The 22,434-nt window shown below is 72.5% G+C and carries 21 protein-coding genes; 15 read left to right on the top strand and 6 right to left on the bottom strand.

The annotated features are described in order from the left end of the window. Window positions 1–166: 166 nt before the first annotated feature. Window positions 167–1,366: an ROK family protein gene (locus EI169_RS16230; protein WP_125133203.1), complete on the bottom strand. Its 1,200-nt coding sequence runs from the start codon at window positions 1,364–1,366 to the stop codon at window positions 167–169. A 152-nt stretch (window positions 1,367–1,518) separates the two neighbouring features. On the opposite strand from EI169_RS16230, the gene EI169_RS16225 reads away from it, so the two are divergent. Genes EI169_RS16225 through EI169_RS16210 form a run of 4 tightly spaced genes read left to right on the top strand, consistent with a single transcriptional unit; the run spans window position 1,519 to window position 6,470 of the window. After that, window positions 1,519–2,802: an extracellular solute-binding protein gene (locus EI169_RS16225; protein ID WP_125133202.1), complete on the top strand. Its 1,284-nt coding sequence runs from the start codon at window positions 1,519–1,521 to the stop codon at window positions 2,800–2,802. Continuing rightward, the gene (locus EI169_RS16220; RefSeq protein WP_125133201.1) at window positions 2,799–3,713 is read left to right on the top strand and encodes a sugar ABC transporter permease; all 915 of its coding nucleotides are present in this window, start codon (window positions 2,799–2,801) and stop codon (window positions 3,711–3,713) included. Before EI169_RS16225 ends, EI169_RS16220 begins: the two co-directional genes overlap by 4 nt. Continuing rightward, entirely contained in the window at window positions 3,710–4,624 is a 915-nt protein-coding gene (locus tag EI169_RS16215; RefSeq protein ID WP_125133200.1) for a carbohydrate ABC transporter permease, read from the top strand. Before EI169_RS16220 ends, EI169_RS16215 begins: the two co-directional genes overlap by 4 nt. A gap of 40 nt (window positions 4,625–4,664) precedes the next feature. Continuing rightward, window positions 4,665–6,470, top strand: a complete 1,806-nt coding sequence (locus EI169_RS16210) for a glycoside hydrolase family 13 protein (RefSeq protein ID WP_125133199.1) — start codon at window positions 4,665–4,667, stop codon at window positions 6,468–6,470. 98 nt (window positions 6,471–6,568) lie between these two features. On the opposite strand, the gene EI169_RS16205 is transcribed toward EI169_RS16210, so the two are convergent. Next, the gene (locus EI169_RS16205) at window positions 6,569–7,333 is read right to left on the bottom strand and encodes an SDR family NAD(P)-dependent oxidoreductase (protein ID WP_125133198.1); all 765 of its coding nucleotides are present in this window, start codon (window positions 7,331–7,333) and stop codon (window positions 6,569–6,571) included. Between the two features lie 100 nt (window positions 7,334–7,433). Here EI169_RS16205 and EI169_RS16200 point away from each other — a divergent pair, with 100 nt between their 5' ends. From EI169_RS16200 to EI169_RS16175, 6 genes are all read left to right on the top strand, one after another. Beyond that, window positions 7,434–8,282 (top strand): helix-turn-helix transcriptional regulator, encoded by an 849-nt coding sequence (locus tag EI169_RS16200; RefSeq protein ID WP_125133197.1) that lies wholly within the window; start codon window positions 7,434–7,436, stop codon window positions 8,280–8,282. Window positions 8,283–8,522: 240 nt separating this feature from the next. Then, window positions 8,523–9,542, top strand: coding sequence for a zinc-dependent alcohol dehydrogenase family protein (locus EI169_RS16195; RefSeq protein WP_125133196.1), 1,020 nt, complete (start codon window positions 8,523–8,525; stop codon window positions 9,540–9,542). Beyond that, window positions 9,539–10,669 carry a PQQ-dependent sugar dehydrogenase gene (locus tag EI169_RS16190; protein WP_240640506.1) on the top strand — a complete coding sequence of 377 codons (1,131 nt, stop codon included), beginning with the start codon at window positions 9,539–9,541 and terminating at the stop codon, window positions 10,667–10,669. The genes EI169_RS16195 and EI169_RS16190 overlap by 4 nt, the downstream gene beginning before the upstream one ends. A 249-nt stretch (window positions 10,670–10,918) precedes the next feature. Further along, complete coding sequence (locus EI169_RS16185; RefSeq protein ID WP_125133195.1) at window positions 10,919–11,956, top strand: alcohol dehydrogenase catalytic domain-containing protein; 1,038 nt, start codon at window positions 10,919–10,921, stop codon at window positions 11,954–11,956. Window positions 11,957–12,099: 143 nt separating this feature from the next. Beyond that, entirely contained in the window at window positions 12,100–12,729 is a 630-nt protein-coding gene (locus EI169_RS16180) for an acyl-CoA synthetase (protein WP_125133194.1), read from the top strand. Further along, entirely contained in the window at window positions 12,726–13,076 is a 351-nt protein-coding gene (locus tag EI169_RS16175; protein ID WP_125133193.1) for an amino acid transporter, read from the top strand. The genes EI169_RS16180 and EI169_RS16175 overlap by 4 nt, the downstream gene beginning before the upstream one ends. Window positions 13,077–13,528: 452 nt before the next feature. Here EI169_RS16175 and EI169_RS16170 read toward each other — a convergent pair whose 3' ends face one another. The 3 genes from EI169_RS16170 to EI169_RS16160 all read right to left on the bottom strand — a co-directional run bounded on the left by EI169_RS16170 (window position 13,529) and on the right by EI169_RS16160 (window position 17,031). Further along, entirely contained in the window at window positions 13,529–14,797 is a 1,269-nt protein-coding gene (locus EI169_RS16170) for an IS256 family transposase (protein WP_125129915.1), read from the bottom strand. A 318-nt stretch (window positions 14,798–15,115) separates the two neighbouring features. Beyond that, window positions 15,116–16,495 (bottom strand): adenylosuccinate lyase, encoded by a 1,380-nt coding sequence (purB, locus tag EI169_RS16165; RefSeq protein ID WP_125133192.1) that lies wholly within the window; start codon window positions 16,493–16,495, stop codon window positions 15,116–15,118. A 29-nt stretch (window positions 16,496–16,524) separates the two neighbouring features. Next, entirely contained in the window at window positions 16,525–17,031 is a 507-nt protein-coding gene (locus EI169_RS16160; RefSeq protein ID WP_125133191.1) for a low molecular weight protein-tyrosine-phosphatase, read from the bottom strand. A 113-nt stretch (window positions 17,032–17,144) separates the two neighbouring features. Between EI169_RS16160 and EI169_RS16155 the strand changes: the two genes are divergently transcribed. Continuing rightward, window positions 17,145–17,411 carry a hypothetical protein gene (locus tag EI169_RS16155; protein ID WP_125133190.1) on the top strand — a complete coding sequence of 89 codons (267 nt, stop codon included), beginning with the start codon at window positions 17,145–17,147 and terminating at the stop codon, window positions 17,409–17,411. Next, window positions 17,408–18,712, top strand: coding sequence for a hypothetical protein (locus EI169_RS16150; protein ID WP_125133189.1), 1,305 nt, complete (start codon window positions 17,408–17,410; stop codon window positions 18,710–18,712). Before EI169_RS16155 ends, EI169_RS16150 begins: the two co-directional genes overlap by 4 nt. On the opposite strand, the gene EI169_RS16145 is transcribed toward EI169_RS16150, so the two are convergent. Continuing rightward, window positions 18,681–19,076, bottom strand: coding sequence for a phage holin family protein (locus tag EI169_RS16145; RefSeq protein WP_125133188.1), 396 nt, complete (start codon window positions 19,074–19,076; stop codon window positions 18,681–18,683). The two genes, EI169_RS16150 and EI169_RS16145, sit on opposite strands and share 32 nt — an antisense overlap. Window positions 19,077–19,163: 87 nt before the next feature. Here EI169_RS16145 and EI169_RS16140 point away from each other — a divergent pair, with 87 nt between their 5' ends. The 3 genes from EI169_RS16140 to EI169_RS16130 are packed head-to-tail and all read left to right on the top strand — an operon-like array spanning window position 19,164 to window position 22,422. Continuing rightward, complete coding sequence (locus EI169_RS16140) at window positions 19,164–20,282, top strand: histidinol-phosphate transaminase (protein WP_125133187.1); 1,119 nt, start codon at window positions 19,164–19,166, stop codon at window positions 20,280–20,282. Window positions 20,283–20,287: 5 nt separating this feature from the next. After that, entirely contained in the window at window positions 20,288–21,448 is a 1,161-nt protein-coding gene (locus EI169_RS16135) for a thiamine pyrophosphate-dependent enzyme (protein ID WP_125133186.1), read from the top strand. After that, a complete protein-coding gene (locus EI169_RS16130) occupies window positions 21,445–22,422 on the top strand; it encodes an alpha-ketoacid dehydrogenase subunit beta (RefSeq protein WP_125133185.1) in 978 nt (325 codons plus the stop codon). Before EI169_RS16135 ends, EI169_RS16130 begins: the two co-directional genes overlap by 4 nt. The last annotated feature ends 12 nt before the right edge of the window (window positions 22,423–22,434 follow it).

The raw sequence follows: 22,434 nt of genomic DNA, 5'->3' as shown, positions 1-22,434 counted from the left end.
CGCCGCCCCCCGGCTCACGAATTCAGGCTGGGCGGCTCGTGTGCGCACGTCTGGCCGCGGAATTCCGCCGCGGGACCGTGCCGCCCCGTGCCGCCCGCCTGAATACGTGCAGTCGGTTTGGGGTCGAGCGGGTCAGGCGGCGGCGTGGTTGAGTCGGCGGGGCGGGTCAGGGGCGCGCGAAGGTCCAGACGTCGAGCGCGCGCTCGCGGGCGTGGGAGGCAGCCGCGGCGACCGCGCCGCGCACGACCACGTCGGCCCCGAGATCGGACAGCGCGATCGTCGGAGCCGGCAGGTCGAGGTCGGTCGGCAGCGCCCGCCGAGCGGCGGCGACGACGTCGGTCATGCCGGCCGCGATCGCGCCCGACACGACCACGCGCTCGGGATCGAACATGCTCCCGAGCACGCTCACGATGCGGGCGAGCACGGCCCCGAGCCGGTCGGCCACCTCGAGCGCCGCGGCGTCACCGCGCGCGGCGAGCGCGAGCACGGCGGGCGCGTCGCGCTCAGAAGTACCGAGGCCGGCGAGCGCCGAGTCGGCGGCGCCCTCGGCCAGCACGTCGGCCACGATCGCCCCCACCCGCGCGCCCAGGCCGTCGGCCGTGCCGACGCCGAGGACGTGCGCGAAGGCGACCATCTCGCCGACGCCGCCGTGCGCGCCGCGCAGCAGATGCCCGTCGATCACGACGCCCGCCCCGAGCCGCGCCCCCGCGAGCAGCGTCACGTAATCGCGGCAGCCGACGGCCGCCCCGATCGACCCCTCGGCGACGGCCGCGAGCGACGCGTCGTTGGCGATGCGCACGAGCGGCGCCCACGCGAACGTGTCGACCAGGCCCGGGTTCATGCGTTCCCAGAATCCCGTCGGATGCCGCGGCGACCGGCCCGACCGGTCGACGGGCGCCGGAACGCCCGCGCACACCGACAGCACGTCGGCGCGGGCGAGGCCGGCATCGCGGAGCACGTCGTCGACGAGGGCCGCGACGAGCGCCGCACGGGCGGGTCCGTCGTCGCGGTCGAGCTCCAGGCGCAGGCGACGCGTCGCGAGGGGCCGCGAGCGCAGGTCGGCGACCGTCGCCGTCACGTGCTCGTTGCCGGCATCGATGCCGACGAGCGCGCCCGCCTCCTCGGCGAGCGCGAAGCGGCGGGCGGGGCGGCCCTTGCGGTAATCGCCCGCGTGGCGGGCATTGGGCAGCTCGCGCAGCAGGCCCGCGCGGGCGAGGGTGTCCATCGCGTCGATCGCGGTCGATCGTGTGAGCCCTGTCACGGCGATGACATCGCTCGCGGTGAACTCCGCCGCCTGCCACGCGTGGGCGAAGACGGCGTCGAGGCTCGCCGGCCGTGCGGCGGGGGAGGGCGAGGCACTCGACACGGCTATTGACCCTACTGATCGGGGCGTGTGATACTGGCGGCATCCAAGTTAATTGGATAGTTAAATCTAATCGATGATGATTACCGCCCGGCGGGAGCGGCGGTCGCGACGGAGCGAACGGAGAGACGGTGCCCACGACAGGCAGGACCACCATGAGGCGGGCGGCGGCGGTGATCGCCGCGCTCGGACTCGCTGCAGCCGCCCTGGCCGGATGCAGCGCCGACGGGCGCGAGACGATCCGCTTCACGTTCAGCAAGCGCGAGGCGCTCGAGTTCATGAACGGCGTCGTCGCCGATTACAACGCGTCGCAGGACCGCGTGCGCGTGGAGATGGACACGTCGGGCGTCGACGTCGTCTCGGCGAGCTTCGTGCGGGGCAATCCGCCCGACATCATGCTCGCCAACTACAACTACGAGGTCGCGCGCTTCGTGCAGCGGTGCGCCCTGAGCGACCTGTCGGGCACCGAGGCCGCGGCCAGCACGCGCGAAGACCTCCAGCCGCTCATGGACCAGTACGGCTCGTGCGAGGGCCGCGTGAGCGCGCTGCCCTACTCCGTCATGGCCGCGTCGGTGATCTACAACAAGGAGATCTTCGCCGCCAACGGCCTCGAGATCCCGACGACCTGGAGCGAACTGCAGGAAGTGTGCGAGAAGCTCAAGGCTGCCGGTATCACGCCGTTCTACGCGACGTTCAAGGACGACTGGACCGTCGGGCAGGGCTGGTACGACTACGCGATCGGCGGCTCGCTCGACGTGAAGGGCTTCTTCGACGAGCTCGCCGCCGAAGGCGCCGACGTCGGCAGCGGATCGGCCGTGTCGTTCGCGCAGGACTTCGCCGAGCCGCTGCAGCGCATGCTCGAGCTCGCGAGCGATGACGTCAACGCGGATGCAGCCAGCCGCGCGTACGGCGACGGCAACCTCGCGTTCGGCAAGGGCGAGGCCGCGATGTACCTGCAGGGGCCGTGGGCCTTCAGCGAGATCGCCAAGAGCGCGCCCGACCTCGACCTCGGGACCTTTCCGCTGCCGATGACCGACGACCCCGACGACCTCGCGGTGCGCGTCAACATGGACCTCGCCGCCATGATCCCCGACGCGTCTCGGCACAAGGACGCCGCCCGTGACTTCCTCGAGTACCTGTACCAGCCGCAGATCATCGAGGCGTACAACCAGTCGCAGCTCGGCTTCGCGCCGACGACGGATGCCGCGCCCCCCGACGACCCGCGCGTGGCCGGCATGCAGGAGTACTACGACAGCGGCCGCATCTACCAGGGTCCGTCGGTGCTCGTTCCCAAGACGATCCCGGTCTTCAACTATGCGCAGGCCATGGTGCTCGGCGCCGACCCCGAGGCGCAGCTGCGCACCATGGACGAGGACTGGGCGCGCCTGGCCTTCCGGCAGCCGGCGCCCACCGCACAGGCGAAGGAGCCCGGACAGTGACCACCACGACGACGATCGTCACCGGCGGAAACGCCCGTGCCCGGCACAGCACCCGCCGCGTCGAGCCGATCTACTACCTCTTCCTGCTGCCGAGCCTGATCCTGTTCACGCTCGCCATCACGGTGCCGGCCGTCATCGGCATCTTCTTCAGCTTCACCGACTCGATCGGCATCGGCGACTGGAGCTTCATCGGCCTGACGAACTACATCGCGCTCTTCAGCGACCCCGCGATCCTGCAGAGCTACCTGTTCACGATCGGGTTCTCGATCGCGACCGTCGTGGTCGTGAACGTCGCCGGCTTCCTGCTCGCGGTGGGGCTGACCGCCCGCATCCGGTTCACGGCGGGGCTGCGGACGATCTTCGTCATCCCGATGGTGATCTCCGGCATCATCATCGCCTACGTCTTCAACTTCCTCTTCTCCAACTCCCTCCCGGAGGCGGGCGGCGCCCTCGGGATCCCGGTGCTCTCGACGAGTCTGCTGGCCAACCCCGACCTGGCGTGGGTGGCGATCGTCATCGTCACGGCATGGCAGGCGATCCCCGGCACGCTCCTCATCTACATCGCGGGCCTGCTCGCGGTGCCGGGGGACGTGTACGAGGCGGCCGACCTCGACGGCGCATCCAAGACCCAGCAGCTGTTCCGGATCACGCTGCCCCTCGTGGCCGGATACGTCGTCATCAACGTGATCCTCGGGTTCAAGGGCTTCCTCAACGCCTACGACATCATCGTGGGTCTCACCGGCGGCGGGCCGGGCACAGCGACCCGCAGCGTTGCGATGAGCATCATCACGGGCTTCAACGGCGGCGACTACGCCTACCAGATGGCCAACGCGACGATCTTCTTCGTCGTGGCCATCGTCATCTCGCTGCTGCAACTGTCGATCACGCGCGGAAGGAACCGCCTGTCATGACCACTCAGCCCGCACTTGCCTTCGAGCAGGCCGACGCCGTCGAGCTGCGCGCCGACGACACCCCGGCCGCCCGTCCGCAGCGCATGCGCCGCGAGCGCATCTCGTGGTCGACGACGATCATCCTCATGCTGTGCGCCGTGACGGTGCTCCTGCCGCTGTACGTCACGATCTCGATGGCTCTCAAGACCACCGGCCAGGCGGTGGACGGCAACGCGTTCTCCCTGCCGGCGCCGATCAGCTTCGAGGGGTTCGTGCAGGCATGGAACCTCACGCGCTTGCCCGTCGGGGCGGCCATCTCGCTGTTCGTCACCGCGGGCACCGTCGCCGCGACGATCATCCTGGCGGCGTTCGCGTCGTACGCGATCGTGCGCAACTGGGACCGGCGGCTGTTCCGTTGGTCGTTCTTCTACCTTCTCGCCGCGATGTTCATCCCGTTCCCCGTGGTCGCGCTGCCCCAGATCCAGCTGACCGGGCGCGTCGGCCTCGACAACCCCGTGGGTGTCGTGCTGCTGGCCACGATGTTCCAGCTGAGCTTCAGCGTGCTGCTGTTCACGGCGTTCCTGCGCTCGATCCCCCTCGAGCTGGAGGAGAGCGCGCGCATCGACGGGGCCAGCACGTGGCAGACCTTCTGGCGGCTGATCTTCCCGCTCCTGGCGCCCATGAGCGCGACCGTCGGCATCTTCGCGTTCCTGTACGCGTGGAACGACTTCATGATGCCCTCGCTCATCATCTCCGACCCCGATCTGCAGACCCTCCCGGTGCGGCAGAACTTGTTCCAGACGCAATTCAGCAACAACTACAACGTGTCGTTCGCCTCGTACCTCATGGCCATGGCCCCGGCGATCGTCGCCTATCTGTTCACCCAGCGATGGGTCATGGAGGGCGTCACGCAGGGTGCCGTCAAGGGCTGAGCTGACGCGGCATCCACCCGTTCGAGAAAGGACCCGTTCCGTGACCACCCCCCTCGCCCTCGTCCGCGACGATGCCGCCGACCAGGCCCCGCCGTGGTGGCGCCAGGCCGTCGTCTACCAGGTCTACCCCCGCAGCTTCGCCGACACGAACGGCGACGGACTCGGTGACATCCCGGGGGTCACCGCGCGCGCGGACTACCTGAGCGAGCTCGGGGTGGACGCGGTGTGGCTCAGCCCGTTCTATCCGTCCGAGCTCGCCGACGGCGGCTACGACGTCGCCGACTACCGCGACGTCGACCCGCGCCTGGGGTCGCTCGCCGACTTCGACGAGATGCTGGCGGCGCTGCACGCCCGCGGCATCCGCGTGGTGGTGGACATCGTGCCCAATCACACGTCCGACCGGCACGCGTGGTTCCAGGAGGCCCTCGCGGCCGTTCCGGGATCACCCGCGCGCGAACGGTACATCTTCCGCGACGGCACGGGCCCCGACGGGTCGGAGCCGCCCACCGACTGGGTGTCGGTGTTCGGCGGATCGGCGTGGGAGCGCGTCGCCGACGGGCAGTGGTACCTCCACAACTTCGCGCGCGAGCAGCCTGACCTCAACTGGGACAACGCCGACGTGCGCGCCGACTTCGTGCGCACGCTGCGCTTCTGGGCCGACCGCGGAGTCGACGGGTTCCGCATCGATGTCGCTCACATGCTGACGAAGGACCTGACCGAGCCGCTCCCCTCGCGCGCCCAGCTGGAGCTCATCCCCCGCGACGGCAACCATCCGCTCGTCGACCGCGACGACGTGCACGAGGTGTACGCCGAGTGGCGCGCCGTGTTCGACTCCTACGACCCGCCGCGCACCGCCGTGGCCGAGGCGTGGGTGGACTCGTCGCGCGTGCACCTGTACGCGCGGCCCGAGAGTCTCGGCCAGGCGTTCAACTTCGACCTGCTCGAGGCGGAATTCGACGGGCCGACGTTCCGGCGCATCGTGAGCGACAACCTGGCGCTCGCCGCGCAGTCGGGCTCGTCGAGCACGTGGGTGCTGTCCAACCACGACGTCGTGCGACACGCGACGCGGTACGGCCTCGCCCCCGCCCCGTCCGATGGTGGCCGGCCGACGCAGCGCGCCGCGGCGTGGCTCCTCGCGGGCGGCCCGGCCGACCGGCTCGACGTGGCGCGCGGCCTGCGCCGCGCGCGGGCGGCGACGACGTTCGTGCTCGGCCTGCCCGGCTCGACCTACCTGTACCAAGGCGAGGAGCTCGGGCTTCCGGAGGTCGCCGGACTCGAGGCGGACGCGCGGCAGGACCCGACGTTCTTCCGCTCCGGCGGTGCGGAGATCGGGCGGGACGGATGCCGCGTGCCGTTGCCGTGGCGGGTGCACGCGCCGGCGTTCGGCTTCGGCGCGGGTGGCGCCCACTTGCCGCAGCCGGACTGGTTCGCTTCGTACGCGGTCGATGCGGAAGAGGAGGACCCTGCCTCGACGCTGTCGCTGTACCGCCGGGCCCTCGCCGCGCGGCACGCGCTCCTCGCCGAAGAGCGCCTCGACTGGCTCGAGACCGGCCGCGATGACGTGCTCCACTACGTCCGCCCGAACGGCTGGGAGGTCGTGACCAACTTCGGTACCGAGCCGTACACCCTCGAAGCCGCGGGTCGCGCCGTGGTGCTGGCGACCGGGGATGCGGCGTCGGGAGGTGAGGCGTCGGGAGGTGAGGCGTCGGGGCCCGCCGCGTCCGGGCCTGACGCATCCGAGTCCGCCGCGTCCGGGCCTGACGCATCCGAGTCCGCCGCGTCCGAGTCCGCCGCGTCCGCGGTGCGCGTGCCCGGCGAGTCGACCGTGTGGCTCGCCCCCGCGTGATCCTCTCCCCGTTCGCTCGGCGTATATCGCCCTCCGCCGCGGCTCGGGGGCGGCATATCAGACGAGCGAACAGGGACGAGCGGAGGTGCGACGGGGTGTCAGGCGGCGGCGTGCGGGTCGGCGGCGTTGAGGGTCGCGACGACGTCGGGGTAGTCGCCGCGCTGCTCCGCATACCGCAGGAACTTCACGCGCTCCACCTGCACCTCCGTCACGTCGGGACGCTCGCGCAGGATCGTCAGGACCTCGTCGGCGAAGGCGTCGAGCGGCATCGCGAAGTCGCTGTCGCGCTGGCCGGGCATGAGGTCGGTCGCGACCGACGGCGGCTCGAGTTCGACGACCCGCACGCTCGTGCCGGCCAGCTGGAGGCGCAGCGTCTCGCTGAGCATGTGGATGGCCGCCTTCGTGGCGTTGTACGTCGGCGTGACCCGCAGCGGCACGAACGCGAGGCCCGACGAGACCGTCATGAGCGTCGCATCCGGCTGCGCCAGCAGATGCGGCAGGAACACGTCGATCAGACGGATGGGGCCGAGGAGGTTCGTCGTGACGATGTCCTCCGCGTCGTGCCGGAAGCCGCCGGCGGGCCAGTTTTCGACCCGCATGATGCCGGCCATGGCGATCACGACGTTCAGCCCGGGATGCCGCGCGAGCACGTCGGCGGAGGCGGCGGCGATCGAGTCGGCGTCGGTGGTGTCGATGCGCACGGTGTCGATGCCCGGATGCTGCGCCGCGATCTCCGCGAGCAGCTCCTCCCGGCGGCCGCCGACGATGACGGTGTTGCCGGCGTCGTGGAGACGCGTGGCGAGGGCGAGCCCGATGCCGCTGGTCGCCCCGGGGATGAAGATGGTGTTTCCGCTGATTCGCATGCCCCGAGTCTTCGCGCCGGGCCGGGTGGCCTCCAGGGAGCGTTCATCGGGGGAGTCGCGATCCCTGGCTGAGCAGGCGGCGGCCCGCGAGGATGGAGCCATGGACCGTGCCGCGCTCGCCGACTTCCTCCACGCTCGCCGCGAGGCGCTGCATCCGGCCGACGTCGGGCTGTCGGCGGGGCCGCGCCGGCGCACGGCCGGGCTGCGCCGCGAGGAGGTCGCGACCCTCGCGACGATGTCGACCGACTACTACACGCGGCTCGAGCAGCAGCGCGGGCCGCAGCCGAGCACGCAGATGCTCGCGGCGCTCGCCCGCGCGCTGCGGCTGAGCGTGGACGAGCGCGACTACCTCTACCGCATGGCGGGGCAGGCCGTGCCCGACCGGCTCGGCGGCGCCGACCACGTCGCCCCGGCGCTGCAACGCGTGTTCGACCGCCTGTCCGACACGCCGGCGCTGATCATCTCGCACGTGGGCGAGACGCTGCTGCAGAACCCGCTGTCGGTCGCGCTCCTCGGCGACCACGTCGCCCGCGACGGCTGGGGCCGGTTCGAGGCGTGGCGCTGGTTCGTCGAGCCGGCGACCGAGCGCGCGCACTACCCGGAAGACGACCGTGACCGGCAGAGTCGCGCTATCGTCGCGGGTCTGCGCGCCGCCTACGGCACACTCGGCCCGGCGTCGGTCGCCGGCGAGCTCGCCGCGGCGCTGCAGGCGCGCAGCGCGGAGTTCGCGGGGCTGTGGGAGCGGCAGGAGGTGGCGCAGCGGTTCGCCGACCACAAGGTGCTGCTGCATCCGGAGGTCGGCGCGATCGAGGTGGACTGTCAGGTGCTGTTCACCGACGACCGCGCGCAGGCGCTCCTCGTGCTCACGCCCGAGCCGCGCAGTGAGGCCGAGGAGAAGCTGCGCCTGCTCGCCGTGCTCGGCACGCAGCAACTCGCCCCCGGCCGCTGACGCCCGCCGCACCGCCGCCCGCCGCCCGCCGCACGCCCCGCGCCGGCCGTTCCGCGCCCGCCCCCTCCGCGCCCGGCCGCCTCGCCGTCGACCGCTCGCTCGGCGTATATGGCGCCGCAAGGGCGTCCGGGCGGGGCATATACGACGAGTGAACGGGGCAGGGGAAGGGGTTCCGGAGGTGAGCGCGGGCGCGCAGACTGACGAGGGTCGGCGAGCGACCCCGGAGGGAAGGACGGCGCGGTGCGCGGAGTGATCATGTACGGACCTGGCGACGTGCGCGTCGAGGAGCGCCCCGACCCGCGCATCGAGCAGCCGACGGATGCGGTGATCCGCCTGGCTGCGACGTGCATCTGCGGCAGCGACCTGTGGCCCTACCGCGGCGCCGATCGCGTCGACCACGCCCCCATGGGGCACGAGTACGTCGGCGAGGTCGTCGAGGTCGGGTCCGAGGTGTCGAGCGTGCGGGTCGGGGACTTCGTCGTCGGGTCGTTCTTCGCCTCCGACAACACGTGCGCGATCTGCCGCGCCGGCTACCAGACGCACTGCATCCACCGCGTGCCGATGGGCACGATCGGCACGCAGGCCGAGTACGCCCGCATTCCGCTGGCCGACGGCACGCTCGTCGCGACCTCCGGACGGCCCGCCGCCGACCTCGTTCCGGCGCTGCTGGCCGCATCCGACGTGCTCGGCACGGGGTGGTTCGCCGCGGTGGCCGCCGAGGCGGGTCCGGGCAAGACCGTCGCGGTCGTCGGCGACGGCGCGGTCGGGCTCCTCGGCGTGCTCGCCGCGAAGCAGCTCGGCGCGGAGCGCATCATCGCGATGTCGCGGCACGCCGACCGGCAGGAGCTCGCTCGCCGCTTCGGGGCGACCGACATCGTCGCCGAGCGCGGCGACGAGGGCGTGGCGCGCGTCAAGGACCTCACCGACGGCCTCGGCGCCCACTCGGTCATCGAGGCCGTCGGCACCCAGGGGTCGATGGACCAGGCGCTGCGCTCCACCCGCGCGGGTGGTCATGTCGGCTTCGTCGGCGTCTCGCACGACGTCACGATCGACGGCACGCAGCTGTTCCGCTCGGGCGTCCACCTCCATGGCGGCCCCGCGCCGGTGCGGCAGTACCTGCCCGAGCTCATCCGCCTCATCGAAGAGCGCACGATCGACCCCGGCGCCGTGTTCGACCTCGCGCTGCCGCTCGCCGACGCCGCGGAGGGCTACCGGGCGATGGACGAGCGTCGGGCGACGAAGGTCCTCCTCGAGGTGTGACGGTGCCGGTCCGCACGCGCCGCCTCGCCCCGCTTCTCGGCGGACTCGCCGCGGTGGCGCTCGTGGCCGGATGCAGCGCGGCGCCGGCCATGCCGCGGCAGACCGCGACGTACACGCCCGACGCCGCCGCATCCGCCTCGCCGACGTCCGCCGCCCCCGTGCTCCCCGCCGGTGAGCCCGTCGAGCTGGCGCGGGATCTCGCCGCGCCATGGTCGATCGCGTTCGCGGGCGACGCCGTTTTCGTGAGCAGCCGCGACTCGGGGGAGATCCTCGAGCTCGTGGGCGGTGGCACGCGGGTCGTCGGCACCGTCGAGGGCGTCGTGCACCGCGGCGAGTCGGGCCTGCTCGGTCTCGCCGCGCGCGAGGAGGACGGCGCGGACGCGCTGTACGCCTACTCGACGAGTGCGGACGGGAATCGCATCCAGCGCTTCCCGCTGCGCTTCGACAACGGCGCACGGGTGCTCGGACAGCCCGAGACGATCCTCGACGGCATCCCGGCCAACGCCACGCACAACGGCGGTCGGATCGCGTTCGGCCCCGACGGGATGCTCTACGCGACGGTCGGCGACGCGCAGAACCGGGCCGCCGCGCAGGATCCCGCGAGCCTGTCGGGCAAGATCCTGCGGATGACGCCCGACGGCGACGTGCCGGCCGACAACCCGATCCCCGGATCGCTCGTCTACAGCCTCGGGCACCGCAACCCGCAGGGCATCGCGTGGGCCGCCGACGGGACGATGTTCGCCGCCGAGTTGGGGCAGGACACGTGGGACGAGCTCAACATCATCACCGCGGGCGGCAACTACGGCTGGCCCGAGGTCGAGGGCTCGGCGGGCGATCCCGCGTACATCGACCCGGTGCAGCAGTGGAATCCGGACGAGGCGAGCCCGAGTGGCATCGCGATCGCCGGCGGGACGATCTTCGTCGCGAACCTGCGCGGGCGGGTGCTGCGCAGCATCCCGGTGGCCGATCCCACGACCTCGGCGGAGTACTTCGCGGGCGAGTCCGGGCGTCTGCGCGACGTCGCCGTCGGGCCCGACCGCGCCTTGTGGATGCTCACGAACAACACCGACGGACGCGGGCAGCCCGCCCCCGGCGACGATCGGTTGCTCGCCGTCCCGCTCGGCTGACCCGGCCGGCCGCCGGACCGGTGCGGCCTCCCGGGGCCGCATCCACCCGGCCGACGCCCGCCGGCGTCGGTGGCGCGCCGCCGCCGGTCTGACCCCGCCTCGCTGGTTCGTTTCTCAGGAGATTCCGGATGCGGCGGCGCGCCGTCGCACGGAATCACGCGGATCGAGCCCGCGTCCGTCCCGAATCTCCTGAGGAAGCAACGGGCGGCGGGCCGACGACCGCCGGCGAGGACCGCGTACCGTGGGCGGGTGCGCGCGATGATCATGAACACGATCGGCGGACCGCTCGAGGTGCGGGAGGTCGCCGACCCTGCGGCGCCCGACGGCGGAGTGGTCGTGCGCGTCATGGCGACCGGTCTGTGCCGCAGTGACTGGCACGCGTGGGCCGGACACGACGACGACATCACCGTGCCGCACATCCCCGGGCACGAGCTGGCGGGCGTCGTCCACGCGGTCGGCGCGGGCGTCGAGCGGTGGGGGGTCGGCGATCGGGTGACGGTGCCGTTCGTATGCGGATGCGGCGCGTGCGAGTGGTGCCGCGCCGGCGACGCGCAGGTGTGCCCGAACCAGCAGCAGCCCGGGTTCACGCACGACGGCTCGTTCGCCGAGCTCGTCGCGCTCCACGCCGCCGACACGAACCTCGTTGCGATTCCCGACGACGTGTCGTACGAGGCCGCGGCGGCTCTCGGATGCCGCTTCGCCACCGCCTACCGCGCTCTCACCGCCCGGGCGGAGGTGCAGCCGGGCGAATGGGTCGCCGTCGTGGGCGCCGGCGGGGTCGGACTCAGCGCCGTGATGATCGCGGCCGCCCTCGGCGCGCGCCCGATCGCGATCGACCGCACGCCGGCGGCGCTCGGGCTCGCCGAGCGCCTCGGTGCGGAGCACGGACTGCTGTCGGACGGGTCGGACGTGGCGGCCCGGGTCCACGAACTCACCGGCGGCGCGCACGTCGCGGTCGACGCCGTCGGGCATCCGCAGACCGCGGCGGACGCGGTCCTGAGCCTCCGCCGCCGCGGACGGCACGTGCAGGTCGGCCTGCTGCCGTCCGACGACGGACTGACCCCGATGCCGATGGCGCGCGCGATCGCGTGGGAACTCGACCTGCTCGGGAGCCACGGCATGTCCGCGGCCGACTACCCCGGCATGCTCGCGCTCATCGCCGCGGGCACGCTGCGCCCGGACGAGCTCGTCGACCGCGTCGTGGGCCTCGAGGAGGCCGCGGCGCTCCTGCCCGGCGTCGGCGCCGCGTCGCCGACCGGCATGACGATGATCGACCCGCGCCGCTGAGGGTCCGCGGGGCGGCTGCTGCCGCATCCCGATGCTGCGCGCCGCCGCGCCCTCGATCGGGCGGTGTCGCTCGGCGTCGAGAGAGCCCGCACGGGCGCGGACGTAGACTGGGGTGTCCGCCTGACGCTCCATCGGAACCTGCCGTGACCACCACACCTCCTCGCGCCTTCGAGCCGCGCCACCTGCAGCTCGCCCGTGCGCTCTTCGCGGCGCTGGCCGCCGTCATGGTCACGTTCTCGCCCGACCACTCCGCGGCGGTCGGCCTCGCGATCTTCAGTGGTTTCTCGATCGCGACCGGCCTCGTATTCGTGCTGGCGGCGTGGCTGGCGTTCCCGGCTGGCCGCCGCGCCGTGCCGATCCTCCTCGGCGCGCTCGACCTGGCCGCCGGCATGGTCGCGGGCGTCACGCCGTGGCGGTCGACGGCGCTGTTCTTCGCGCTCGTGATCACGTGGGCGGCGGTCACGGGCCTCGTCGAGCTGCTCGCGGGCATCCGCGCACGCCGTGCCGCCCTGGGCGCGGAGTCGCCGCGCGACGCCATGACGATCGGCGTGCTGACGCTCGTGCTGGCCGCGGGCACCGCGGTCGTGCCGGCGGGATACGCGCTCAATTACTCGGTCGAGGGCGCCGGCACCTTCACGCTGACCGGCACGGTCATCGCCGTCGGCATCTTCGGCGGCTACGCCGCGATCGTCGCGGTGTTCCTCGGGATCGCCGGCTTCTCGCCGCGCAAGGACGCGGTCGTCGCGAACGACCGCACGGAGGTGGACGCATGAGCGACAAGCCCTCGCGACGGGAGCTCATGCGCCCCGTCCAGCTGCTCGGACTCGCCTTCGCGTCGGCGGTCTTCGCCGGTGTCGTGACCCTCGTGACGATGGGCTTCTTCCAGGCGCGCGTCCCGGGCCAGTCGGCGCACGCGCTCGTGATCGGCGGGATCGCGGCCGGCATCACATTCATCGCCGTACTCGTGATCGTGTCGCTGCTGCTCCTCGCCGTCGATCCGGCGCAGGTCTCGAAGACGGTCGATCGCCCCGTGCTGCTGCCGCGCGAGGAGTCGGCGGATGCGGCCGGGACGACCCCGCCCGCCGCTCCGACCTCGGGCGACACCCCTCCGCAGCGCTGACACGCGCGTCGCGGCGACACGCGGCCGCCGGCCGCTCGGGCGTCGGTCGGCGGCGGAATTCAGGCTGAGGCGTCGTTTCGGGCTGTCCTCCGGGCCGAACCTGCGGCACAGCCTGAATTCTGCGCGCTGACGGCGATGCGCCGCCGCAGCGCCGACGCAGCGCCGGCCGGGCGCACCCCCGTCGGCCGCTCGCCGCGGCCTGCGCGCGTCCGGTCACCGGCGGCCGCCGGCCGCTCGGGCGTCGGCCGGCGGCCGTGCGGAATTCAGGCTGAGGCGTCGTTTCGGGCTGTTTCCGGGGCCGAACCTGCGGCGCAGCCTGAATTCTGCGCGCTGACGGCGATGCGCCGCCGCAGCGCCGCCGCAGCGCCGGCCGGGCGCACCCCCGTCGGCCGCTCGCCGGTCAAGTCCCTTTGCGTGGTGTCACTCCAGTTGTTCCCTGTGGTGGGTGGTGGTCAGGCGGTGAGGTAGAGCTCGGGGCGTGCCGGCTCTGCGTGGTCGTGGAGGGTGTGGACGAGTTTGCGCATGGAGATGTCGGAGAAGTAGCGGCGTTCGCCGTAGGACCATTCCTCGTGCTGCTCTTGGATGACGGCGCCGATCAGGCGGGTCACGGAGCCTTGGTCGGGGAAGATCTGGACGACGTCGGCGCGGCGTTTGATCTCGCGGTTGAGGCGTTCGATGGGGTTGTTGGACCAGACTTTCTGCCAGTGCTCGCGGGGTAGTGGTGCGAACGCGGTGAGGTCGGGTTCGGCGGCCTCGAGCATCTCGGCGACCTCCGGGAAGGAGCTGCGCAGGCTGTCCGCGACGGCTTTGTATTGGGCAAGCACCGCCTCGGAGGTGGTCTGCGCGAAGATCGTCGAGATCAGCGCGTTGACGGGCTTGGAGCGGGCCGAGCCGAGCTTCTGGGTGACGTTGCGGGCGAAATGGACTCGGCATCTCTGCCACCCGGATCCGGGCAGGATCGCCTTGATCGCGGCTTTCAGGCCGGCGTGGGCATCGGAGGTGACCAGGGCGACGCCGAGCGGATCGGCGTCGGTGGCGACCTTCAGTCCCCGGTCGCGCAGGCTGCGGAGGAACTCGGTCCAGAAGTCGGTGGTCTCCGCATCCCCGAGGCTCATGCCGAGGATCTCGCGGCGCCCGTCGCCGCTGACGCCGGTGGCGACCACGAGGGCTTGGGAGACGACGCGGCCGCGGTGGCGGACGTCGAGGTAGGTGGCGTCGAGGAACAGGTACGGGAACCAGGTGTGATCGAGTCGGCGGTGCAGGAACTCGTGCACGGTTTCGTCGATCTCTGAGCAGATCCGAGAGACCGTCGACCGGGAGATGCCGGTGTCGTTGCCCAGCGCGCGGATCAGCTGGTCGACCTTGCGGGTGGAGACCCCGTCGATCCATGCCTGGCAGATCACGGCGTAGAGGGCCTTATCGACCCGGCGACGCGGGTGCAGCAGGCTCGGGAAGAACGACCCCTCCCGCAGCTTCGGGATCTGCAGGTCCACCTCCCCGGCCGGGGTCGCCAGCGTCTTGGGTCGGGTGCCGTTGCGGCGTGTGGTGCGCTCAGGGGTGCGCTCATGCGGGGCCGCGCCGATCTTCACGGTCGCTTCCGCGTTGATCAGGTCCTGCAGGCCCGCCTGCAGCATCCGACGGAACACGTCCGAGTGAGCCAGGTCGGGGTCGGCAAGGACTTCGCCGATCAGAGTCGTCAAGGCAGACTGGTGGTGGGTCATCGTGGGATCTCTTCTTTGCTTCTTGGCGGAAACAACTGGTCATCCCACGGTGGCCCTTCATCGCCTACGACGACGAGAACCCCGCGGGAAGTGACACCACGCTAAGGGACTCAGCCCGCTCGCCGCGGCCTGCGCGCGTCCGGTCACCGGCGGCCGTGCGGAATTCAGGCTGAGGCGTCGTTTCGGGCTGTTTCCGGGGCCGAACCTGTGGCACAGCCTGAATTCTGCGCGCTGACGGCGACGCGCTGCCGGCGACGCGCCGCCTCAGCGCCGCCTCAGCGCCGCCACGCGCCGCACGCCCGGGCGAAGAGCCGCGTGTCAGACGCGGTCGGCGACGGCGGCGGCGAGGCCGATGTAGCGCGCGGGCGAGAGCGCGAGCAGCCGCTCCTTCGCCGCATCCGGGATGTCGAGGCCGTGCACGAACTCGGCGAGCTCCGACGCGCCGACCCGGCGACCCCGCGTGAGGTCCTTGAGCCGGGCGTACGGGTCGGTGATCGACGAGCGGCCCGCGGCGATCTCGGCGCGCACGACGGTCTGGATCGCCTCGGCGAGCACCTCCCAGTTGCCGTCGAGGTCGGCGTCGAGCACGGGCTGCGCGAGCGAGATCTCGCCGAGGCCGCGCAGCAGGTTGTCGAGCGCGAGCAGCGAATGCCCGAACGCGACGCCGATGTTGCGCTGGGTCGTGGAGTCGGTGAGGTCGCGCTGCAGCCGCGAGGTCACGAGGGTCTGCGCGAGCGTCGAGAACAGGGCGCCGGAGATCTCGAGGTTCGCCTCGGCGTTCTCGAACCGGATCGGGTTGATCTTGTGCGGCATCGTCGACGATCCGGTCGCCCCCGCCACGGGGATCTGCGTGAAGTACCCGAGCGAGATGTAGGTCCAGATGTCGGTGGCGAGGTTGTGAAGGATGCCGCCCGCGTGCCGCACGCGGTCGTACAGCTCGACCTGCCAGTCGTGCGACTCGATCTGCGTCGTCACCGGGTTGAAGCCCAGCCCGAGCCCCTCGACGAGCGCCCGCGACACCTCGGGCCAGTCGATGTCCGGGTCGGCGACGATGTGCGCCGACCACGTGCCCGTCGCCCCGGAGAACTTCGCAAGGTACTCGGATGCGGCGATCTGCGCGCGCACGCGACGCAGCCGCCACGCGAACACGCCGATCTCCTTGCCCATCGTCGTGGGGGTCGCGGGCTGCCCGTGCGTGCGCGAGAGCATCGCGGCGTCGCGGTGCTGGGCGGCCATCGCCGCGAGCGCGTCGATCACGGCGTCGAGCCGGGGCAGCCACACGCGCTCGACGGCTCGCTGCACCGTCAGGGCGTACGAGACGGAGTTGACGTCCTCGCTGGTCAGGGCGAAGTGCGTGAGCTCGGCGATGGCGCCGAGGCCGAGCGTCTCGAGCCGGTCGCGCACGAGGTACTCGACGGCCTTCACGTCGTGGCGCGTGATCGCCTCGCGCTCGGCGAGCCAGTCGATCTCGGCCTGGCCGAAGTCGCGGTACAGCGCGCGCAGGCGCTCACGGTCGGCGTCGGCCAGCGGCGAGGTGCCGAACAGCGAGCGGTCGGTGAGGGTCAGCAGCCACTCGACCTCGACCTCGACGCGCGCGCGGTTCAGACCCGCTTCGGAGAGGTAGTCGGCCAGCGGCGCGACGGCGGCGCGATACCGGCCGTCCAGGGGGCTGAGCGGCTGCGGGGGCAGAGAGGTCACGGGACTCCCGGGTCTCGCGCGGTCGTGGATCAGACCGCGGATCGGATGGCCGGCTCGAGCTGTCGGAACAGCGCGCGGCTCGCGCCCTCGATCATAGCGAGCACCTCGTCGAACATCTCCGGCGAGCCGTAGTACGGGTCGGGCACGTCGAGCACCTTCGCGCCGGCGTCGAAGGACATGAGCAGCGCGATCTTGTCGGCATCGGTGTCGTCGCGCGCCCACCCGCGCAGGACGCGCTCGTGGCTGTGGTCGAGCGCGACGACGAGGTCGCTGCGGTCGAAGTCCGCGCGCGTGAACTGGCGCGCGCGGTGCCGCGACCCGTCGTAGCCGCGCCGCGCGAGCGCCTCGAGAGTGCGCTGGTCGGCGCGCTCGCCGACGTGCCAGTCACCGGTGCCCGCCGACGTCGAGGCGATGTGCCCCGAGAGCCCCGCGGCATCGGCGAACGAGCGGAACACGACGTCGGCCATCGGCGAGCGGCAGATGTTCCCGCTGCAGACGAAGACGACGCGGAACGGCTCCGGTGCGCTCGCGGTCATCCCTTCATTCTGGCGTCGGCGGCCGTTCCTGCACAGACCCCCGGTACCGGGGGTTCTCCCCGCACCCTCCTCGCAGCGCCTGGGGGCGCGGGCGGGGCGACCACGCTGGCGGGGTGTTCATGATCCCGCTCTCCGCCGCCGACCTGCGGGTCCTCGCCGACGCGCTTGCGCGACTGCGTGCCGTGCAGGCGAGCCTCGACGCACTGGTCGGCCGCACGGGCCGCCTGGCGGACGCGGTCCATTGGGAGGCGCCGTCGGCTCGCGCGTTCCACGAGGACGCCGCCGCGCTGCACGACAGCCTCGTCCGCGCCGAGCGGCTCGTCGCGGACGCGGCCGCGCGGCTGCATCCGGTGGTCGCGGGCGGGCCGACGATGCCGTGAGCGGCATCGACATCCGCTCGGGCGGCGCGATCGCCGTCGACTCGGCCTCGCTGGTCGCTGCGGCGGTGCGGCTGCGCAGGCTGGGGGCGGATGCGGCGGACGACGCGCGCACCGTGCTCGCGGCGGCGCGCGCCGTGGGCGACGCCGGCGTCGACCTCGGCGGACACCTCGGCTGGGCGGCGCAGGTGATCGCGGGCGTCGCGGCCGGGGCGGACGACCTCGCCGCCCGCGTGGAGCGCGCCGCGATCCGCTACGAGACCGTCGAGCTGCTCGTCGCGGCCGAGCTCGCGCGCGCCGCGTGTGACCCGGCAGCGGAGCGGGCCGCCCGCGCGCGCCTGGACGAGCTGCGGCACGCCGACCCGCTCGGCTTCGCCCGCGCCGTCGCCGCCTTCCGCGACCCGCGCCGGCCCGGGGAGCTGTCCCGGCAGGTGCTCGCCCTCGCGGGCACGCTCGGAGGCGCCGCCCTGTCGCTCGCGGGGGCGACGCTCCTCGCGGCGCGGGTCATGCTCGACCGACTGGATCGCGGTGCCGTGCCCGCGTCTGCGCGGCTCGGCGGCGTCGCGCCACCCGTGGCGGTGACGCCGACGCGATCGGTGCCCGTCGCGCCGCCCGCGAGCCTCGCCGACGCCGCCGCGCGGATCCCCGGGGGAGGCGCCGCGCGGGTGCGCGTCGAGAAGTACGCGCGCGCCGACGGCACCGCGCAGTTCGCCGTCTACATCGCCGGGACGCAGGCCGGAGGCGGCGACGAGCCGTTCGACATGGACTCCAACCTCGCCCTGTACACGGGCGGGCGCTCGGCGTCGTACGAGGCGGTCGTCGACGCGCTCGCACAAGCCGGCGCGGGCGACGGGGCGAGCGTCATGATCTTCGGGCACTCACAGGGCGCGATGATCGGCGAGCGGCTCGCGTTGGAGGGCGGCTTCGAGACACCCATGGTGGTGTCGTTCGGAAGCCCCATCGAGGCGGACCTCGGCGCCGACACGCTCGCGGTGCGCGTGCGCCACACCGACGACCCCGTGGCCGCGCTGCAGAACGGCGGACTGGCCGGCGCGGGCGGCGCAGCCGGCAGCTTCCTCGTCGAGCGCACGGCCGATCCGGCGCCGGCGTGGACCGATCTGGCCCTGCCCGCCCACGCGATGACGGGATACGTCGAGACTGCGCGGCTCGTGGATGCATCCGCCGACCCGCGCGTGGCCGCGATGCGCCGTGCGTTCGACGGCCTCGCGGTCGCGCCCGCGGGGATGGCGACCGAGTACGCGGCGGTGCGCGTCAGTCCTCGCGGCGACGCGGGCGCAGGATGATGCCGAGGATCCAGTTGATGATCGTGATGATCAGCGCGGCGACGACGCCCCACCAGAAGTCCTCGACCCGCAGCCCGAAGCTCCAGAACGACGTGATCCACGCCGTCAGCCACAGCAGGAAGCCGTTGATCACGAGCGAGATGAGTCCGAGCGTGAGGATGTACAGCGGGAAGGCGAGCACTTTCAGCACCGTGCCGATGATCGAGTTCACCAGCGCGAAGATGAGTCCGACGAGCAGAGCCGTGAGGGCCACTTGCAGCCACTCGCCCGGCGCGAAGGCGATCAGCCGCACCTGCAGCACCGTGATCAACGAGACCACCCAGATCGCGAAGGCGTTGATGGCGACACGGACGATGAAGCGCATGCCGTCACTATGGCACGCACCGCGCGTGGCGTCGCGGGACTTGCGGCGCGCCCGCCCATGCGGCAGGCGCGCGGCTAGGCTCGTCGGGTGACCGCCGACGACGACGCGCCGATCCTCCCGCGTATCCGGCCCGAGATCGCCTCCCTGCCCGTGTACCGGCAGGGGCGCCAGGCCGGCGAGGACGCGTTCAAGCTCTCCAGCAACGAGAACCCGTTCGAGCCGCTCACGGGCGTGCTCGAGGCGGTGCACGCCGCGTCCGAGCTCAACCGCTACCCCGACGCCCTCGCGACGCGGCTGCGGGAGCGCCTCGCCGCCCGCTTCGGCGTGGCCGTCGACGCCGTGCACGTGGGCGCCGGCAGCGTGTCGCTCATCGCGCAGCTGATCCTCGCGGCCGCGGGCCCCGGCGACGAGGTCGTGTTCGCGTGGCGCTCGTTCGAGGCGTATCCCGGGCTCATCCGCGTCGCCGGCGCGACGGCGGTGCCGGTGCCGCTCACCGACGACGCACGCCACGACCTGCCCGCGATGGCCGCCGCCGTCACCGACCGCACGCGCGTCATCCTCGTGTGCAGCCCGAACAACCCGACCGGACCCGTCGTGACCCACGACGAGTTCGCCGCCTTCCTCGACGCCGTGCCGGCCGATGTCATGGTCATCCTCGACGAGGCGTACGCCGAGTTCGTGACGGCGCCCGACGCCGTCGACGGGCTGCGGGTGCTCGGCCTGCTCGACCGCCCCAACGTCGTGGCGCTGCGGACGTTCTCCAAGGCCTACGGGCTGGCGGCGCTGCGCGTGGGGTACGCGATCGGTCATCCGCGGGTGCTGGATGCGGCGCGCGCGACCATGATCCCCCTCTCGGTGACCGCGCAGGCCCAGGCCGCGGCCCTCGCGAGCCTCGACCACGAGAGCGCGCTGCTCGAGCGCGTGCGCGTCATCGCCGAGCGTCGCGACCGGCTCGCGGCGGGCCTGCGCGACGCGGGATGGCGCATCCCCGACGCGCAGGGCAACTTCGTGTGGCTCGCGGCCGGCGAGCACACCGAGGCGTTCGCCACCGCGTTCGAGGAGGAGGGCATCATGGTCCGCCCGTTCCCGGGCGACGGCATCCGCGTGTCGGTGGGCGAAGAGGAGTCTGTCGACAGAGTCCTACGGATCGCTGCATCCGTTGTCGAGACCCTCCCACAGGGGCATCCCGGACGAGGGTTAGCGTAGAACCCGTGACGGAACCCCTTACGGCCTCCGACCAGCTCGTTCCGCCCGACGGGCCCGACCTCGTCCGGTTCCTCGACGCCGACGGCGCGTTCGCGCCCACGCCGGCGGCGGAGCGCTACGTCGCCCTCGTCGAGGCGCTGACCGACGCCGAGCGCGAGCAGCTCTTCCGCGACATGGCGGTCATCCGCGCGTTCGACCGCGAGGCGACCAACCTGCAGCGGCAGGGGCAGCTCGCGCTGTGGCCGCCGTCCTACGGTCAGGAGGCGGCGCAGGTCGGCTCCGCGCGGGCGGCGCGTCCGCAGGACCACATCTTCCCGTCCTACCGCGAGCACGTCGTCGCGCGCATCCGCGGCGTCGACCCCGTCGACATCGTGCGCCTCATGCGCGGCCTGACCCACGGCGGGTGGGACCCGACCGACCCGAAGAACGGCAACACGCACCTGTACACGCTCGTGCTGGGCGCCCAGACCCTGCATGCGACCGGGCTGGCGATGGCGTTCGCGTTCGACGGGCTGTGCGGCACGGGCGACCCCGAGCGCGACCGGGCCGTCATCGTCTACTACGGCGACGGCGCGTCGAGCCAGGGCGACGTGCACGAGTCGATGGTGTTCGCCGCGAGCTACAACACCCCCGAGGTCTTCTTCCTGCAGAACAATCAGTGGGCCATCTCGGTGCCGGTGGCCACGCAGTCGCGTGCGCCGCTGTACCGCCGTGCCGAGGGGTACGGCATCCCGAGCGTGCAGGTCGACGGCAACGACGTGCTCGCCAGCTACGCCGTGTCGCGCGTCGCGCTCGACGAAGCGCGAGCCGCCCTGGGCCCGCGCGCGATCGAGGCCGTCACGTACCGCCTCGGCGCCCACACCACGAGCGACGACCCCACGAAGTACCGCACGTCGGCCGAAGAGGAGGCGTGGCGGCGCCGCGACCCGATCGAGCGGATGCGGACGCACCTGCGCGGGCGCGGCGCATCCGACGCGTTCTTCGCCGACGTCGAGGCCGAGGCCGCCGACGTCGCCGCGGACGTGCGCCGGCGCACCGTGGAGCTCGGCGTACCCGACCCGCGGTCGATGTTCGCGAACGTCTACAGCAGCGAGCTCGGCGAGATCGCCGAGCAGGAGCGCTGGTTCACCGCCTACGAGGCCTCGTTCGAGGAGGGGGCGCGATGAGCCAGACGATGCCGTTCAGCCGCGCGCTCAACGCCGGCATGCGCCGCGCGCTCGCCGAGGACGATCGCGTGCTGCTCCTCGGCGAGGACATCGGGCCGCTCGGCGGCGTCTTCCGCGTGACCGAGGGCCTGCAGGCCGAGTTCGGGCCGCGCCGCGTCATCGACACCCCGCTCGCCGAATCGGGGATCGTGGGCACCGCGATCGGTCTCGCGATGGGCGGCTTCAAGCCCGTGCTCGAGATCCAGTTCGACGGGTTCGTCTTCCCCGCCTTCGACCAGATCACGACCCAGCTGGCGAAGATCACGTACCGGCACGAGGGCGCGCTGCAGATGCCCGTGGTCATCCGCATCCCCTACGGCGGCCACATCGGCGCGGTCGAGCACCACCAGGAGAGCCCCGAGGCGTATTTCGCGCACACCGCGGGTCTGCGCGTCGTCAGCCCTTCCACCCCGCATGACGGGTACTGGATGATCCAGGAGGCGATCGCCTCGCCCGACCCCGTGATCTTCCTCGAGCCCAAGAGCCGCTATTGGCAGAAGGGCGAGGTCGACACCGACGACCCGGGCATCGCACTGCACGCGAGCCGCGTCGTGCGCCGGGGGACGGATGTGACCCTCGTCGGCCACGGCGCCATGGTGTCGGTGCTGCTGCAGGCCGCCGCCCTCGCCGAGGGGGAGGGCACGAGCTGCGAGGTCATCGACCTGCGCTCGCTCTCGCCCGTCGACTACGGCCCCGTGGTCGACTCCGTGCGGCGCACCGGCCGCATGGTCTACGCGCAGGAGGCGCCGGGCTTCGCGAGCATCGGCAGCGAGGTGGCCGCGACCGTCACCGAGCGTGCGTTCTTCTCGCTCGAGGCGCCCGTCATGCGGGTGTCGGGCTTCGACATCCCGTTCCCGCCGGCCAAGTACGAGGCGGCCTACCTTCCCGACGCCGACCGCGTCCTCGAGGCCGTCGACCGCGCGCTGGCCTACTGACCCACGACCATG

This window comes from Microbacterium sp. 10M-3C3 (assembly GCF_003931875.1).
GTDB lineage: Bacteria > Actinomycetota > Actinomycetes > Actinomycetales > Microbacteriaceae > Microbacterium.
This window is presented reverse-complemented; position numbering and strand designations above follow the sequence as displayed.